At 34.4% G+C, this 15,743-nt stretch carries 21 protein-coding genes and 1 tRNA gene; 17 read left to right on the forward strand and 5 right to left on the reverse strand.

Features of this window, described 5'->3' with window-relative positions; all coding sequences use genetic code 11:
* Positions 1-108: 108 nt before the first annotated feature.
* Positions 109-2,976 (reverse strand): 2-oxoglutarate dehydrogenase E1 component, encoded by a 2,868-nt coding sequence (gene odhA / locus COL05_RS21940; protein WP_098670137.1) that lies wholly within the window; start codon positions 2,974-2,976, stop codon positions 109-111.
* Positions 2,977-3,799: 823 nt separating this feature from the next.
* Here odhA and COL05_RS21945 point away from each other — a divergent pair.
* The 11 genes from COL05_RS21945 (at position 3,800) to COL05_RS21995 (ending at position 8,776) form a co-directional block, all read left to right on the forward strand.
* Positions 3,800-4,009: a helix-turn-helix transcriptional regulator gene (locus tag COL05_RS21945; RefSeq protein ID WP_002202726.1), complete on the forward strand. Its 210-nt coding sequence runs from the start codon at positions 3,800-3,802 to the stop codon at positions 4,007-4,009.
* Positions 4,010-4,011: 2 nt separating this feature from the next.
* Positions 4,012-4,389, forward strand: coding sequence for a permease (locus COL05_RS21950; protein ID WP_098670138.1), 378 nt, complete (start codon positions 4,012-4,014; stop codon positions 4,387-4,389).
* A 28-nt stretch (positions 4,390-4,417) separates the two neighbouring features.
* Complete coding sequence (locus COL05_RS21955) at positions 4,418-4,600, forward strand: DUF3976 domain-containing protein (RefSeq protein WP_098670139.1); 183 nt, start codon at positions 4,418-4,420, stop codon at positions 4,598-4,600.
* 125 nt (positions 4,601-4,725) lie between these two features.
* The gene (locus tag COL05_RS21960; RefSeq protein WP_098670140.1) at positions 4,726-5,085 is read left to right on the forward strand and encodes a hypothetical protein; all 360 of its coding nucleotides are present in this window, start codon (positions 4,726-4,728) and stop codon (positions 5,083-5,085) included.
* 17 nt (positions 5,086-5,102) lie between these two features.
* Positions 5,103-5,372, forward strand: a complete 270-nt coding sequence (locus tag COL05_RS21965; protein ID WP_142337613.1) for a hypothetical protein — start codon at positions 5,103-5,105, stop codon at positions 5,370-5,372.
* Positions 5,373-5,453: 81 nt separating this feature from the next.
* The gene (locus COL05_RS21970; RefSeq protein WP_142337614.1) at positions 5,454-5,999 is read left to right on the forward strand and encodes a hypothetical protein; all 546 of its coding nucleotides are present in this window, start codon (positions 5,454-5,456) and stop codon (positions 5,997-5,999) included.
* Between the two features lie 157 nt (positions 6,000-6,156).
* Complete coding sequence (locus tag COL05_RS21975) at positions 6,157-6,753, forward strand: DUF4878 domain-containing protein (protein WP_142337615.1); 597 nt, start codon at positions 6,157-6,159, stop codon at positions 6,751-6,753.
* Between the two features lie 457 nt (positions 6,754-7,210).
* Positions 7,211-8,086 carry a WXG100 family type VII secretion target gene (locus COL05_RS21980; RefSeq protein WP_098670143.1) on the forward strand — a complete coding sequence of 292 codons (876 nt, stop codon included), beginning with the start codon at positions 7,211-7,213 and terminating at the stop codon, positions 8,084-8,086.
* A 6-nt stretch (positions 8,087-8,092) separates the two neighbouring features.
* On the forward strand, positions 8,093-8,296 hold the full coding sequence (locus COL05_RS21985; protein ID WP_000476182.1) for a hypothetical protein: 204 nt from the start codon (positions 8,093-8,095) through the stop codon (positions 8,294-8,296).
* Between the two features lie 2 nt (positions 8,297-8,298).
* Complete coding sequence (locus COL05_RS21990; protein WP_098670144.1) at positions 8,299-8,547, forward strand: DUF4176 domain-containing protein; 249 nt, start codon at positions 8,299-8,301, stop codon at positions 8,545-8,547.
* Positions 8,548-8,587: 40 nt separating this feature from the next.
* Complete coding sequence (locus COL05_RS21995; RefSeq protein WP_000516419.1) at positions 8,588-8,776, forward strand: hypothetical protein; 189 nt, start codon at positions 8,588-8,590, stop codon at positions 8,774-8,776.
* 424 nt (positions 8,777-9,200) lie between these two features.
* Here COL05_RS21995 and COL05_RS22000 read toward each other — a convergent pair.
* Both COL05_RS22000 and COL05_RS22005 read right to left on the reverse strand, forming a co-directional pair.
* Positions 9,201-9,273, reverse strand: a tRNA-Val gene (locus tag COL05_RS22000).
* Between the two features lie 186 nt (positions 9,274-9,459).
* Positions 9,460-9,684 carry a hypothetical protein gene (locus tag COL05_RS22005; RefSeq protein ID WP_098670145.1) on the reverse strand — a complete coding sequence of 75 codons (225 nt, stop codon included), beginning with the start codon at positions 9,682-9,684 and terminating at the stop codon, positions 9,460-9,462.
* 285 nt (positions 9,685-9,969) lie between these two features.
* Between COL05_RS22005 and COL05_RS22010 the strand changes: the two genes are divergently transcribed.
* The 6 genes from COL05_RS22010 (at position 9,970) to calY (ending at position 14,902) form a co-directional block, all read left to right on the forward strand.
* Entirely contained in the window at positions 9,970-10,197 is a 228-nt protein-coding gene (locus COL05_RS22010) for a hypothetical protein (RefSeq protein WP_000251864.1), read from the forward strand.
* Positions 10,198-10,352: 155 nt separating this feature from the next.
* The gene (locus tag COL05_RS22015) at positions 10,353-11,639 is read left to right on the forward strand and encodes a D-alanyl-D-alanine carboxypeptidase family protein (RefSeq protein WP_098670146.1); all 1,287 of its coding nucleotides are present in this window, start codon (positions 10,353-10,355) and stop codon (positions 11,637-11,639) included.
* Positions 11,640-11,824: 185 nt separating this feature from the next.
* Complete coding sequence (gene sipW / locus COL05_RS22020; RefSeq protein ID WP_074542086.1) at positions 11,825-12,394, forward strand: signal peptidase I SipW; 570 nt, start codon at positions 11,825-11,827, stop codon at positions 12,392-12,394.
* Between the two features lie 62 nt (positions 12,395-12,456).
* Positions 12,457-13,044 (forward strand): CalY family protein, encoded by a 588-nt coding sequence (locus COL05_RS22025; RefSeq protein WP_098670147.1) that lies wholly within the window; start codon positions 12,457-12,459, stop codon positions 13,042-13,044.
* Positions 13,045-13,205: 161 nt separating this feature from the next.
* Positions 13,206-13,886, forward strand: coding sequence for a DUF4047 domain-containing protein (locus COL05_RS22030; protein WP_098670148.1), 681 nt, complete (start codon positions 13,206-13,208; stop codon positions 13,884-13,886).
* Between the two features lie 422 nt (positions 13,887-14,308).
* Positions 14,309-14,902 (forward strand): biofilm matrix protein CalY, encoded by a 594-nt coding sequence (gene calY, locus COL05_RS22035; RefSeq protein WP_061185640.1) that lies wholly within the window; start codon positions 14,309-14,311, stop codon positions 14,900-14,902.
* A gap of 74 nt (positions 14,903-14,976) precedes the next feature.
* Here the strand turns inward: calY and COL05_RS22040 are convergent, their stop codons facing one another.
* Together COL05_RS22040 and COL05_RS22045 are read right to left on the reverse strand one after the other, a co-directional pair.
* Positions 14,977-15,300: a helix-turn-helix domain-containing protein gene (locus tag COL05_RS22040; protein ID WP_000578880.1), complete on the reverse strand. Its 324-nt coding sequence runs from the start codon at positions 15,298-15,300 to the stop codon at positions 14,977-14,979.
* Between the two features lie 79 nt (positions 15,301-15,379).
* Positions 15,380-15,514, reverse strand: a complete 135-nt coding sequence (locus COL05_RS22045; protein WP_000276215.1) for an anti-repressor SinI family protein — start codon at positions 15,512-15,514, stop codon at positions 15,380-15,382.
* Between the last annotated feature and the right edge of the window lie 229 nt (positions 15,515-15,743).

Consider the following 15,743-nt stretch of genomic DNA (forward strand, 5'->3'; position numbering starts at 1 on the left):
CTAACGGTGTGTTTTTTCTTCTTTTGTTTTCGGTAATCTCCATTTGTTAGCCTACCCCTGGGCAGATATTCTGCCCAGGGAACAAGCTAGAAACCTTCATTGTTACTTTCAGTTGCTGAAAACTTCAATTTCTTGTTTATCTTGACGAAAGTTATACTTCACATCTAAAGCGTGTGAAACAATTAGTTCTTGCTCAGCTTTGTGAGCGAATGGATCGCCACCAGATGGGCTAGAGCGATCTGGGCGTCCAATATAACCTGTTTTCACTTTATCTCCAGCTAGCTCGAACAGAATTGGAGCCATGTAATGCCATGCGCCCATATTACGAGGTTCTTCTTGAACCCAAATAATTTCTTCTAAGTTTTTAAAGCGTTTAATAATAGATTGAATTTTCTCAGCAGGGAATGGGTATAGCTGTTCAATACGAACGACATGAATTTCATCTAAGTTGTAGTCATGTTTACCAGACTCGATTTCTGCTGCTAAGTCAATCGCCATTTTACCTGTGCTTAAAACAAGGCGTTTTACTTTGTTTGGTTTCGTGCCAAGGTTTTCTTGTTCTAGAGCAGGTTGGAAACGTCCTTCGCTTAACTGACTAGCAGTTGAAAGCGTAAGTGGGTGACGTAATAAACTCTTCGGCGTCATCAGTACTAATGGTCGAACAGCTTCTGTTCCTAGGATAGATGCTTGACGACGTAAAATATGGAAGTATTGTGCCGCACTCGTTAAGTTGGCAACTGTCCAGTTATTCTCAGCAGCTAACTGTAGGAAACGTTCAGGACGTGCACTAGAGTGCTCTGGTCCTTGACCTTCATAACCGTGTGGTAATAGAAGAACTAAACCAGATTTTTGACCCCATTTTGCTCTTCCTGCTGAAACATATTGATCAAATAATGCTTGCGCAGTATTTGAGAAGTCACCATATTGCGCTTCCCACATAACAAGCGTTTCTGGAGCGAATACGTTATAACCATACTCGTAACCAACAACAGCAGCCTCTGATAACGGACTGTTATGAACAGAGAATGAAGCGTTAATGTTTGGTAAGCGATGTAATGGTGAATATGTTTCATTTGTATCAGTATCGTGTAATACGATGTGACGGTGTGCGAATGTACCACGTTGTGAATCTTGACCAGTTAAACGAATTGGTGTACCTTCTTGTAAAATAGAAGCGAATGCTAATGACTCAGCAAGTGCCCATTCAATTTTACCGTTCTCTTCAAGAGCATCTTTACGGCGTTCAAGAATTTTCTTCACTTTCGGATATACGTTAAAGCCTTCTGGCCAAGATAGTAGACCCTCATTAATTGCACGAAGTGAGTCAAGCTCAACACCAGTATCAATTGACTGAATGCCCTTTGCAACAACATCTGGCACTTTAACGTGAATTGTTGCATCGCTCGTATCAGCTGGTGGTACTTGTGCATAGTCAGATTTTAATTGTTCTTGTGTAAACTGAGTAATTGTTTCAATCTCATCTGCATTTAGAACACCGGCAGCTTGTAATTGATCTGCATAAATTGCTCTTACAGTTGGGTGATTTTTAATCTTTTTGTACACTTGTGGTTGTGTCACTGCTGGGTCGTCCATTTCGTTATGACCGTAGCGGCGGTAACCAATTAAATCGATTAAGAAATCTTTTTTGAACAACATGCGATATTGAATCGCAAGGTTAGCAGCTGCGAGACAAGCTTCCGGATCATCAGCGTTCACGTGAACAATCGGAATATCGAAACCTTTTGCAAGGTCGCTTGAATATTTCGTAGAACGAGAATCATAGCTATCAGTCGTAAAACCAACTGCATTGTTTGCGATAACATGAATTGTTCCACCCGTTTGGTACGCGTTCAATCTGCTTAAGTTCAACGTTTCAGATACAATACCTTGACCAGGGAATGCAGCATCACCATGAACTAAAATTACGAATGATTTTGAAGTATCTTGTTCTGGAAGACCAGACTTTTTACGATTTTCTTGAGCCGCACGTGCGAAACCTTCTACAACAGGATTAACGAACTCAAGGTGACTTGGGTTATTTGCTAATGTAACGCGAGTGCTAACTTCTTCGTTACTAACGACTTGTTCTCTACCTAAATGGTATTTCACGTCGCCAGTCCAGCCTGAATTAGCTACTGCGCCTTCTATTTTTGCATGTTTGAATTCAGCAAACATGTGACTATATGGTTTTTCTAATACGTGTGCAAGTACGCTTAGGCGACCGCGGTGAGCCATACCAATCATGACATCTTCTACGCCATTTTTAGCACCTTCTAGCACAATCTCATCTAGAACAGGTACAAGCATATCAACGCCCTCGATAGAGAAACGCTTTTGCCCAACGAATGTTTTATGCAAGAATTGCTCGAAACCTTCAACAGCTGTTAAACGTTTTAAAAGAGCAGTTCGTTTTTTATTTGATAGTGGTTGACGCAATGAATTTGATTCCACCATTTGATGCAACCACGCGCGTTCTTCACTATCTTGTATATGAGAAAATTCATAAGCTAAAGTTTGTGTATACACTTCTTTTAATCTATGAATTACATCAAGTGCAGTGTGAATACCCTCTGGTGCATCTTGCCATACTGTTTTTGCTGGAATCGCTTTCAAATCAGCATCGCTCAGTTCGTTCATTGCTTTCTCAAGAAGAGATTGTCCATTTGCAGCATCTTCCATCGGATTGATGTGAGCTAACGTATGCCCGAAAGAACGAATCTGTTCAACAAGCTGAACGACTTTAAGAATTTTTTCAATGTTCCCTGTGTTTTGAGGAGAAAAATGTGTTGCTGTGTTGTCCCCTGTTACGACATCATCTTGAAACGAAGGAGCTCCAAAAATTTCAAAAAGCTCTTGTAATTCCGGATCAACAGAACCTGCTCCAGTTACGTAAAGATCATACTGCTCAATAACATAACCAAGGTTCGGACCGTGGAACTTGGCCCAAGGGTTTGTCGTTGTATTCTTCCTCGTCATTTGTTTAAACCTCCCAATGCATATAATCCTTTTTCCATACAAAAGGTGCATTTTGCTCTTTTCAATAATTGATGAACCAATAATCAATGTAAATGTTTTCTTTACTCTTATGTTATTACAATAATTTACATAATACCAAACACTATTACTTATCTGTTTTGTAAAAAAACATTCACAATAACTTATCACCCAAGTTAATCTTTTATGTTATAAAGTAATTTTACAGAAAAATGGGGTGGATATATTTGGTATACCTATACAAATAACTAAAATTGTTGCATGTAAATATAAGTATAATAGTTAGAATGTTTCGATAAAAATGAGTTCGAATTATGTATATTGAAATAATAAGCGCTTTCATTGATATTATACAACAATATAACGGAATATAGTATAAAAAATAAAAAATTATGAATTTAGAGTAAACTTTATTTAGATAGTGTTAAATATTGAAAGGAAAGTGAAGGATTTCTACAAAAAAAGTTGCTAAACATAAAAAATGCTTCATAAACAGTTAGTTTCTATAAATATGACGAAAAACACTGTAAAACCAATAACGCATTTCGTGGAATAAAGAGAGAAATGAAATATTTTAAAAGGATAAAACAAATATGGAGATATTAAATTTTAAAAAAAGAGAGGAGGAAATATAGTAACAGTTCATTACAGTGTTCCATGTTTCATTACAAAATAGACGTGCCGAAATTAAAAAAGTTTCTTCTATATAAATAGAGTGAAACAAACTAAAATACATGTAAAGGAAACTTGACGTAAAGGATGCTTTACATATATACTCAGTGTAAGGAAGGAGGGAGAAATTTCCTTGGAAAATAAAATGGTCGAATACCGAAAAAAATTTGGACTATCTCAAGAAAAATTGGCTGAGAAACTTGGAGTTTCTAGACAAACCATCATTTCAATTGAAAAAGGAAAATACGATCCATCACTTCCGTTAGCATTTGAAATCGCGAAAACATTTCAGACAACGATAGAACATGTATTTATTTATGAAGGAAAAGAAGAGGAGGAGTAAAGATGAACTATTCACAAAAGTACTTCGTAATTATGGGGATTATTTTTCTATTTATGAGTGGATTTATGATATTAACAGGTATAATGACGTATTCTGCACCACCACCAGCAACTTATCCATTACTTGGTATGATGATTATGTGTTTTTGCTTAAGTTATTTACACCCACAATTTAAAGAAAAAGACGAGCGAATGAAACTCATTCGTTATAAAGGAATGTTCTTCAGCTTTTTTGCATTAATAGCGTATTATCTTCTTTTCTCTTTCGGCTTAAACTTAAAAATACTTACACTATCTGCTACTGAACTATTGAATATACTTATGGCACTTACGATGAGTACAGTTTTTATCTCATTTGTTGTTTTGTCGAAAAGATATTAAGATGGAAGAGAGAAAGGAAGATTAACATATGCAAATGACGTATGCTTTTGGCATTGGGCTTGTATTATTTTTAGCCGTATTCTTATTTATTCGGAAAGACGTTCAAGGCGGGACGTTAACGAAACGAGGCTTTTATAAAATGATCGGCTGTTTAGTTGTTATGTTTATAGCGATTATCGTAATGATCGTTTTAATAAATCGATCACTATAGAATGAACCTTACTGGAGTAAGGTTTTTCTTTTTTGTATAAAATCCGAAAATTCCCGCTAAATCAATTTACTGCATATAATCGATATTATATAATTTAATAAAATGATAGATAAGGAGAATAGTATATGAATAAAAAAGCTATCTTCTTTTTATTAACATGTATACTACTTATAGCTACTGCTACTTATATAATATGTAACAAACGAGAACAAGTGCCACCTATGTTAGTATGGGAGGGGCAGGAATACTATGTAACGCATGGACCTGCGAAAGCAGAAGAAGTTGGGCAAAGGCTCGGAGAAGTAACAAAGAAAATTGAAACAAGTAAAAAACCTACTAAAAATAGTGAATCTAACACATTACAAGAAAAAACAGAAGTATTCACAATGATAGAGGAAGAAAAACATCTTCACTCACCTTTAATCATAAAGGAGCCTCATAGTGACGAATATAGAGTAGTAAGACCGATGTTAAAAGTACTATAAAATAAAAAGAGATCCATATGCAGACAGTAACTTCATATCCATGGTCGTTAAGAAAAATGTTTGTATTTTTCCTTTGCTTCATCCTTCCGCCAATCGGTGCAATTTATAGTTTGATGAATCAAGAGGCGCTACAAAAGAGAGACTTCATTTTATATGTATTATTTGTTGCTATTAATATATCGCTTTGGTTATCGCTTATGATCTTTAATCGGAGTATGTGGATGGTAGCGGGGCATTATGTGCTTGGAGCAATTGTTATTGTTGTTTCGAATATGAATAAGAAATAAGCCAGCAACCTTAAAGTTGCTGGTTTTTATTTTGCTATTTATAATGAAGAAACAAATTTTTAATAGAGAGTAGTGGGCGTTATGAGATGGAAAGAGGGAACGTTTGAAAAAATAGAAACGAATGACTCATCTGTTGAGCAACTCGTACATACATTCAAGGAGCAAAACGTAAATGGCGGAGCGATTATAAGCTGTTTTAAAGTACATAACGGAAATTTTTTCAAAGAAATACCACATTCGAAAGATGGATACGAGCACTTCTTTCGAAGAATCTTTAACTCTTTAGATATAATTAATAGCTTAGAAGAGTTAAAAATACATACGTCAGAAAAATATAAGTTTCATTTTAAAGAGCAGCTAGCAGTCATGCTTGATGGTAGCATTGCCGCGCAAATTTTGTGGGGCGGAGCATATGAAGGGTTTAAGGAACGACCAGTTATCGCCAAGCAATTAGCAGTCAATGTATGTCAATATATGTTCCAAGATCGATACGAAGATATTAAAGTGTTTGAAAGCTATCGCCCTTGGACAGATTGGTTTTACGATGTTGCGTGGGATGTTACTTGGATGGTGTTAGATAGTAAGGAGCATAAAATGTGGTTAGTTTGTGTTACGGATACGGATTGATAGAAGAGGGCCTTGTAGAAATGCTGCAAGGCTCTTTATCTTTTGGGAATGAATAGAAAATGAATCATATAAATGCTATACTAAAAAATGTTTGTAATGTCATTTTTATACTATTTTATAGTGATGACTTACTAGAAAAGATAAGAGGAGAATGAACGTGCAAAAGATAAAGAAATTATTGTTGTTAATGATGGTAGTAGGATTAACAGTAGGTGTTTTAGCAGGATGTGCAAATCCGAAAGATACGACAGAAGAATTTTTAACAGCGATACAAAAAGGTGATGTAGAAAAGGCTCGTACATTTGTTGAGAGTGACAAAGAATTTAATAAACTAAATGAAAAAACAGATGATGCTGAGGCAAAAGCAATGCTGAGTGTAATTACGAAAAACTTTAAATTTGAAAAGCTAGAAGAAGTATCGAAAAAAGATGACAAAGCAGAAGTGAAAGTGAAAATTACATCTGCCGATCTATCTGTGGCTGTAACAAAAGCAGTAGGAGAAGTTATGTCAATGGCCTTCGCTAGCGCTTTTAGCGAAGACAAAGAGCAATCTGAAAAAGCAATCGAAAAAACAATGACATCAGCAATCGTCAAACACTTATCAGATAAAGATGCAATCATGGCAACTCGCGAAGTTACATTGAACTTAAAGAAAAACAAAGATGGCGACTATAAAATCGTTGCAGATGATAACTTGAAAGAAGTATTGTTTGCCAATGCGAAGTCTTTGGAGAAGATGTTTGGTGGGAAGTGATTGATTTAGATAAAAAAGAGAAGCCATATCAAGTAGAAGGTTGATATGGTTTCTCTTTTTTATGACCCCGGAGAGGCTCGAACTCAGAATCTCCATCAACAATCTTTCATGGTTATAGCAGATGATAGGGGATGAAAGTTGTTGTAGCTCCGTTCCATAGAGATACTATACAGGAAACAGTTGATAGGCATACCTCTTTAGTTTTATCTAGAAAAATAGAATGGGAATAGGTCTACGTATTTAATAGTAGATACTTATAGTAGAAATAATTTCGTAGAATGGGACTAGATGATATTACTGAGTTAGCGCCAATGCATAAGGTATAATTTCAAATGCCGAAAGGATAACTTTTAGGATAGAAAGAGTTTGGAGTTGTAAGATTATATAAAATATTCGTAGTTGCAACAATTCTATTGTGGTAAAATATTCTATATAAATATTTAAAAGGGGAATGGCTATGGGGGATATAAAAGTTACTCCTGAACAGTTGCGAAAAGTGGCAGGGACTATTAGATCAACTATCATGAATGCAACTGCAACACAGGAGCGACTAAAACGAGATATTGATATGATTTCTAGTAATTGGTTGGGCTCAACCTATATGAAATTTAATACGGATTTCCGTGATTCATCCTTTAAGATGGGACAATTTATAATCATATTAGAGCCACTTGAGAAGTTTCTTCTTGATTCTGCTAATAAATTCGAACAGGTAGATAATATGGATGTTGCTATTGCGATGGCTTCTGGTATTCTTAATAAAAATAATGATAAAGTCGAATATCTTACGGGTAAGGCAGAAGGTGCTGAAGGAGATCGACTTGGAGGGAAATTAGAAGGTACAGTAGTAAATGGTGAGTTTGAATTAAGTAAGAATAGTAAAATAAATACAAAGTTCGGTACTGGTTCTGCAGAGCTAAATATTCCGTATAGTAAAGAAACACTCCGCGAAGATGCTTCTAGTGGTAACTTGATTGGTGGAAAAGTGGAGGCACGCGCTCAAGAAACATCTTATGTAAGAACGGATATTCCTTATATGGAAGATATAACTGTAACTCAAAAAATGCACGATTTTAGTAGTATTGTAGGTTATGATGAGTATACAGCGAAGGTAGGTGCGGAATATAGTTCGCGCAAGTATGAATTGCTTTTAGAGAAAATTGATGTTCCGGATATTATTCCGTATTTCAGTGATCACGATATAACAATCCGCTTAGAATTGGGAGTAGGGACTTATGGGTATAAGCTTCACATGGGTCAAGAGAAAGGTTTTTATGCATCATACGAAGGTTTTGGAGGAGGTTTTTTCTTGAAACCTGAAAAAAAGGAGTAATCACACATGTTTAAACAAGGACGTATTTTGATGTATATTTTTACCGCGGTTTTATTTTTTTCTTCATTCTTTTTTCCGCAGCCAATGGAAAAAAGGTTTTTAACAGCTATTGCAGCATTGATTATTGGTGGAATAGGTATTGGAATTTCCTATCTATTAGAAATTTTGAGTAACAAGTCGAAGAATATATCTAAAAAGAACGGAGAATGACGATGGAACTTTTCCCGATTGGTTCAGTTGTAAAGCTAAAAGATCTAAACCAACCTGTTATGATTATTGGAAGAATGGTCATTTCAGCGGATAAACGTGATTTTGATTATGTAGGGGTTCTTTATCCGGTGGGTTATTTAGGTGATGAAAAAGTATTATGTTTTAATCATGATAAAATTGTAGAGGAAATGCATAGAGGGTATATGACTGAGAGTGAATTGGTTCTACGTGAGAAATTAGTAGAATTGTAAAAAGAAACGTAAATCTTAAAGATATGATAGGGGAAACAAAATGGGAAAGATAATGAGAACTCTTGTAATCATAGGTATACTTATCCCTCCGGTACTACTGTGGAGTGCACCTGATATTCCTCTAAATGATAAACTGCTGTTTACAGGTTTACAACTAACTGTAGGATTCACCACAGTAGTAGTGTTAGAGGTTATATTTAGAAATCGAAAAAAGAAGAGAGCAAAATAGATATAAATTGTATAGAATGGCAGATAAGAATATTGGTGGTTAATCATCTCAATAAAAGAAGCTAACAGAAGCAGGGAGAAATCCTTGCTTTATTTTTTGTATAGAATTGCTAAGTAGAGTATCGTTAAATCAGGATATCTGAAGGGGGGGATAGGGATCTGAGTTAGATAAACGGTAGTCTTAAGAGTTATCTAACTGATTTCAATGAGTGTAAAAACTATAATTTTAATTACTATACAAACTTAAGTAGCATTTTCTTTTTAGTCCTTTCTCAGTTTTATGGAAACAAAAAAGAGGACGTCCCCTGAGCCAGCTGGTTTGCTGACTAGAAGTAGTCCTCTGTTAACTTGTGGTGTCTGATGGAGATCTCCATAAGTTTAGCTTTTGAGAATACCCCCTCAAGCCTTGATACTATTAGGTTTTATGACCCCGGAGAGGCTCGAACTCACGACCTCCACCCTGTCAAGGTGGCGCTCTCCCTGCTGAGCTACGGGATCTTCAAAAATGCGTATGTAACAGCACCTTCAATATTTATGCTAAAGTAATTATATAAAAATAACTGAAATTTTACAATATTTTATATTGAATTTGAAGGGAAATTATTTTGAATCACGCTAGTCGTGTATTAAGGAATATATAAGTAGAGAATGTAATGAAAAGTGGATTTGAATAAAGTGGTTATATTATTTTTTTCTATACCAATCTAAAGGACCCTCATTACTTAAATCAACAAGAAAAGGGAATAAGAAGTGTAAAGGTAAGCTTATAAGTTCTGGCATAGCGTTCACTGTTTTCTTTGATAGATATTGCCTCCTAAAACAATACGGGCAATCTTTTTCAAATGTCACGAGTATTGACCATACATCTTTTATTGTCCACTTCGTTTTACAATACGTACAACGGGCCATAAAGTTCCTCCTCATGTTAATATTTCTTCTAGTATATTCCATTTTATTGTACTGAAGTCATTTGTATTTGGTGTGATAAAATGTAATTATTTTTATTTTTATTTAAATTTATTTAGTTATTTATGTTCATTTACATATCGTTTCATATTTTTGCATGGTGATAGATTTTCAGCTTCGATATGCAAACTGGCCAATATATCCTTTTTACAATTTACTTAAAATCATGTATAACAGAGATACAAGATTATTTTATAAATATTCAGAAGTAGAGGGAGAATTATTGTAATGGTTAGGAAAACGTTCAAGATGCGTGTATCTAGAAATAGAACGATTTCGATTAATGGATCAATTCTTGATGTGGATGTTACACATGATGAGTTTTTACAAGAGTTTGTTGAGTGGGTTGATTCTAAAGGTTGGTCGTTTATGGGGATGACAGATGAGATTACACCTGAGGAAGCTAGTCAAAAATTAATAGATTCATTGATTGATGAGAAGGATAAGAAAGAATAATTCTTTCTTATTTTTTATTGTATATTTATGTCATTCATCGTAAAAGTATGATATGGTAAAAAACAGTGAATATTCTTCCAATTTAATACAAATTACATATAGATTGGTAGATTCAATTTTTAAACTGTGAGAGTATAGGGAAAAGGGAGAGTCATATGGTAAAATTTAAGAAAATTTTGGCTTTTATTACCGTTATTTGTTTATTTTTTTTGACACCTATGACGTTACGTGCTGAGACAAATATTGGAGTGAATCCAGAACAAGTAGCCCCACCACCTAAGGAAGGGCCGAATGTTTTTAGTCAGTTTGCAACTACGATTGATGCGAAAACTGGAGATATTTTGTATGATAAAAACGCACATCATCGTGCATTTCCAGCTAGTATGACGAAGGTATTAACGGCGATTTTACTTATGGAGCATACGAAGCCTGAGGATCAATTTACGTTTTCACAATTAGCATTAGATCAAGAGAAGAGTAATTATCAAATTGAGTTTCAACCTGGTGAGACGATTAATAGAAATACTGCGCTTATGATTTTAATGGTGCTGAGTGCGAATGATGTGTCGTATGCGATTGCGGAGCATATTGGTGGAAGTGTTGAGAATTTCGCTCATATGATGAATGAGAGAGCGAAACAATTAGGGGCTACAGATAGTCACTTTGTCACGCCAAATGGATTGCATGATCCGAATCATTATACTACGCCATATGATATGGCGATGATTACGAGAGGTGTACAAAAGTATCCTGAAATTCTGCAAGCAATGAATACGAAAAGGACGACAGTTACGACATCTAGACAGACGGTGTCTATTTTTAACAAGTCTACTTATTTTGAAAATCCATATAGTATTGGTGGAAAGACTGGTTTTACAAATGAAGCGCGTAATACACTCGTTTTATTAAATGAGAAGGATGGAAATCGTATTATAAATGTAGTAATGGCTTCTCAAAGACCTGAAATTTATGAAGATTTGAAGCAGATGGCGGACTATTCTTTCGGTCAATTTGTGAAGCAAACGGTACTAGATAAACATAGTTGGCATCAAAAGACAACATATTTAAATAAAGATATTGATATCGAACTTGAGCAAAGTGCAGAACTTATGCTTAAGAAAGATGAAGGGAAAAACGTAAGGACGATTTTCCGTGCGGCTTCATTAGATGAAGATTCTTTATATCATAAAGGAATCCATCGCGGTGAGGTAGTTGGGGCAGTTGATATTACGAAAAATAATCAAACAATTGCGACGGTAAATGTTCTTTCAAAAGAAGATGTTACTTTTGCGATGTCTAAAAAAGATACGGCTACGCCTGAAGTAAAAGAATCAAATGTGAAAATAATAAGCATTGGGATAGGTGCTGCTGTACTATTTGGAGCTATTTTATTTGTAGTGCTACGCCGAAATACAACAGGAATGAAATCAGAAGAAAAATAAATTACTAATTAAAAGGCAGTTCAGCGTGAACTGCCTTTTTTATTTTTAAAATAACTAATAATTGTAAATCTTCTTATTGCATTTCTAGTTTGTTCGTTATATTATTTAGTTGTGTTCTTGTTAAAGAACAAAAATGAATATTGCATACTTCAAATAATATAAAACAACGGAGAGGAAGAGAAACGATGAAATTAATTTGGAAGGTGATTAGCAACGTTATCTCATTTGTTTTATTTGCGTTGATGGTTTGCTTAGCTTTTGTAGTTATTTCTTCAAAAGCGAGTGGTGGTGATCCAACGGTAATGGGATATCAATTTAAGAGTGTTCTTTCAGGATCGATGGAGCCAACATTTTTAACAGGATCAATCATTGCGATAGAGCCGACGAAAGATGGTTCTAAATATCAAAAAGGTGATGTTATTACTTTTAAAGAGAAAGATCAAAAAATTATCACTCACCGTATTATCGGTGTGAAAGATATAAATGGAAAAGTAATGTATGAAACAAAAGGGGATAACAACAACGGCGCTGATTTAGAACCAGTACTTGCGGAGAATGTCATTGGAAAATACGCGGATATTACAGTTCCTTATGCAGGGTATGCATTAAATTATGCAAATTCAAAAGCTGGAGCTGCTTTACTTCTTATTATTCCAGGAGTCTTTTTATTAGGATATTCCGCTATTACTATTTTTGGTGCTATTCGTAGCATAGACGGAGAAAAGAAAGAGAAAAAAGTAGAACAATCTGTCTAGTTCATTTGGTTATACTTTCCGTTTAGGAAGTTGACAAATATATAAATCAAGGGGATATGGACATGACTTTAAAGAAAAAATTAGGAATGGGTATCGCATCAGCAGTATTAGGAGCAGCGTTAGTTGGCGGAGGAACGTTTGCATTTTTCAGTGATAAAGAAGTGTCAAACAATACATTTGCGGCTGGTACGCTTGATTTAGCATTAAATCCATCAACAGTTGTTAATGTATCGAATTTAAAACCTGGTGATACAGTTGAAAAAGAATTTAAATTAGAAAATAAAGGAACATTAGATATTAAAAAAGTACTACTAAAAACAGATTATAATGTAGAAGATGTGAAGAAAGATAATAAAGATGATTTTGGTAAACATATTAAAGTAACATTCTTAAAAAATGTAGACAAGCATGAAACAATCGTAAAGGAAACAACGCTAGATAAATTGAAGGGTGACACACTTACTGCGGTAAATAACGATTTAGCTGCTTGGTTCTGGGATGAAAAAGGTATTTCTGCAGGTAAGTCTGATAAATTCAAAGTGAAATTTGAGTTCGTTAATAATAAAAAAGATCAAAATGAATTCCAGGGGGATAAGCTACAATTAACTTGGACGTTTGATGCACAACAAGGTGAAGCTGAAGGAAAATAATAAGGACAAGAAAAAGAGACTATCAAAAATGATAGTCTCTTTTTCTGTTAAAAGGGAAATGTAAAAAGAAAGATAATTTTTATATCATTTTGTAATTCACTTTATTATAATAAAGATATAGTTCTTGATAAAGAACGAGTTGTTCGATAGGAGAGATTAAAATGCTGAAGCCACCTCGCAATTTTAAACAGATTCTTATATTGCCATGTTTGTGTTCTATTACTTTTTATTTAGGCTCTCAAATGATGACTTATACAGAAGCAACTTTCGTTCATGAAACGAAAGTAACGGCTACGATTTCTACAGCAAGTATTTTTCCAAAAACAGTTGATCAATTAGCAGAACAAGCTAAGAAACATAAGGAAGTTATTTTACATGAGTATGGAGAGATGCAATCAAAAGTAACTGTTACCTCCGTTCAAGAGTTAGAACAGGCGCTTGTTACGTGGAAGCAAGGGCGGGAGAAAATAGTTGCTGAGAGAGAATCTTTACAAAAAGTGTATAAATCAATAGAAGAACCTTATAATCAAGTACAAGAAGAGTTAAAAGGAAATACAACTGAATCGAATAAGCAAGTATTCTCGTATGTGAATGCTGGTTTTCATATAGTGAAAGAAAACTGTGAGTATGTTGATAAAGAAGTTAATTTACAAGTGATTGATAAACAAATTCAAGATTTTGAGAAGTTACTAGTAGATGAAACAGCAAAACTAGAAGAAAGTAAGAAACAAGAAGAAGCGAAAAAGTTAGAAGAGAAGAAACAAGAGGAAGCGAAAAAATTAGAAGAGAAGAAGAAACAAGAGGAAGCAAAAAAGCAAGAAGAGAGTAAAAAACAAGAATAGTAAGTAAAATACAGCAACATATAGAGCGAATAGCGGTTATACAGCCGAATAGGTGAGAGAGCATTGCGACTCACCTATTCGGCGTATCCTCTTTATTTTAACGATACATGTAACAATCTAGAAGATAGGAGAAAACTAGTTGGCAGTATGATAGTGAAGGAGAATAATTAGTTTAAATATTAATTAACATTTTTTATTTCTCGATATTTTTTAGAAATTTCGGAATAATATTGAGAAATAAAAATAACTGAAAATATTAATAAATATTTGTTGTATTTATATAGGTTTGTTCGTTATAATGAACATAAGGTTTTTAAAAAAGAACAAATATTAGCTAATGCTAATATAGTTTTAGTTACATCTCTTATTTTAAATAAGAGATAGCAATAAAAATATAAAAAAACAGCTAGGGGGAATTGATTGTGAGTCTGAAAAAGAAATTAGGTATGGGAGTTGCATCAGCAGCATTGGGGTTATCTTTAATTGGTGGAGGAACATTCGCATACTTTAGCGATAAAGAAGTATCGAATAATACATTTGCGGCTGGGACGTTAGATCTTACATTAGACCCTACAACGCTTGTAGATATTAAAGATTTAAAACCAGGGGATTCTGTTAAGAAAGAGTTCTTATTAAAGAATAGCGGTTCATTAACAATTAAAGACGTTAAATTAGCGACAAAGTATACTGTGAAAGATGCAAAAGGCGATAATGCTGGTGAAGACTTTGGTAAGCACATTAAAGTGAAATTCCTTTGGAACTGGGATAAACAAAGTGAACCTGTATATGAAACAACTTTAGCAGACTTACAAAAAACCGATCCAGATCTTTTAGCTAAAGACATCTTTGCTCCTGAGTGGGGAGAAAAGGGTGGATTAGAAGCTGGTACAGAGGATTATTTATGGGTACAATTTGAATTTGTAGATGATGGAAAAGACCAAAATATCTTCCAAGGTGATTCATTGAATTTAGAATGGACATTCAATGCTAACCAAGAAGCTGGCGAAGAAAAATAATAAAAAAGCGGGTATCCCCCGCTTTTTTTATAAAGAAAAAAGAAGTGCTGATTGTAAGCACTTCTTTCTATTTATTATTTTTGATCTTGTTTCCATTTTGTAAATTCAAGAAATTCACGAAATTGTTCTTTGGAGACGCCGGAGTTCATTGCATCTTTAACGAGCTGTGTCCATTCGGAGTCTAAGTGATTTTCCTTTGTTGTTTCATCATGAAGTAAAGTATCAACTGGAATTTGTAGAACTGCTGCAATTTTTTCAAGAAACTGAATGGAAGGGTTTTTTTGTAAATTTCGTTCTATAGAACTAATGTAAGATTTAGCAACGCCAGCTTTTTCGGCAAGTTCAGTTAATGAAATACCTTTTTGTAAACGCAGGCGTTTTATACGTTCTCCAATCATATTTGCGCACCTTTCTATCAATATGTCGTCGTCTTATGATGTCATTATTATAACATAAACTTCGCTAAAAAGAACAAACCTATTGAGCCTGAGTGGCCGGCTTCATACGTTGGAAAAAATGTTCGATATCTTGTAGTGCGATACCAGCGTCTAGAGCTTCAAGTATTAAATCAATCCATTCTTGATCCAATGCGTCAGTCTTATCTTTGTACAAATGTAATTCCTCCCTAATTATCGGTCATAACTGCTGCTACAGAATACGTGATAATACAATCAGATTTTGTATTTTTATGTAGTGAATTATCAAATATTTTGTAGATAAAACAAAGATAAAATCCCCATTAAATTCCCTCTATGGCGATTATAAAGTTTCTGACAAATATTTTCAATATTTTCAGAAAACATTGTTGAATTGTGATATATTCGTATGCTAACTATGGAAT

Origin of the sequence: Bacillus sp. AFS059628 (genome assembly GCF_002571225.1) — a bacterium.
In the GTDB taxonomy this organism is placed as follows: Bacteria; Bacillota; Bacilli; order Bacillales; family Bacillaceae_G; genus Bacillus_A.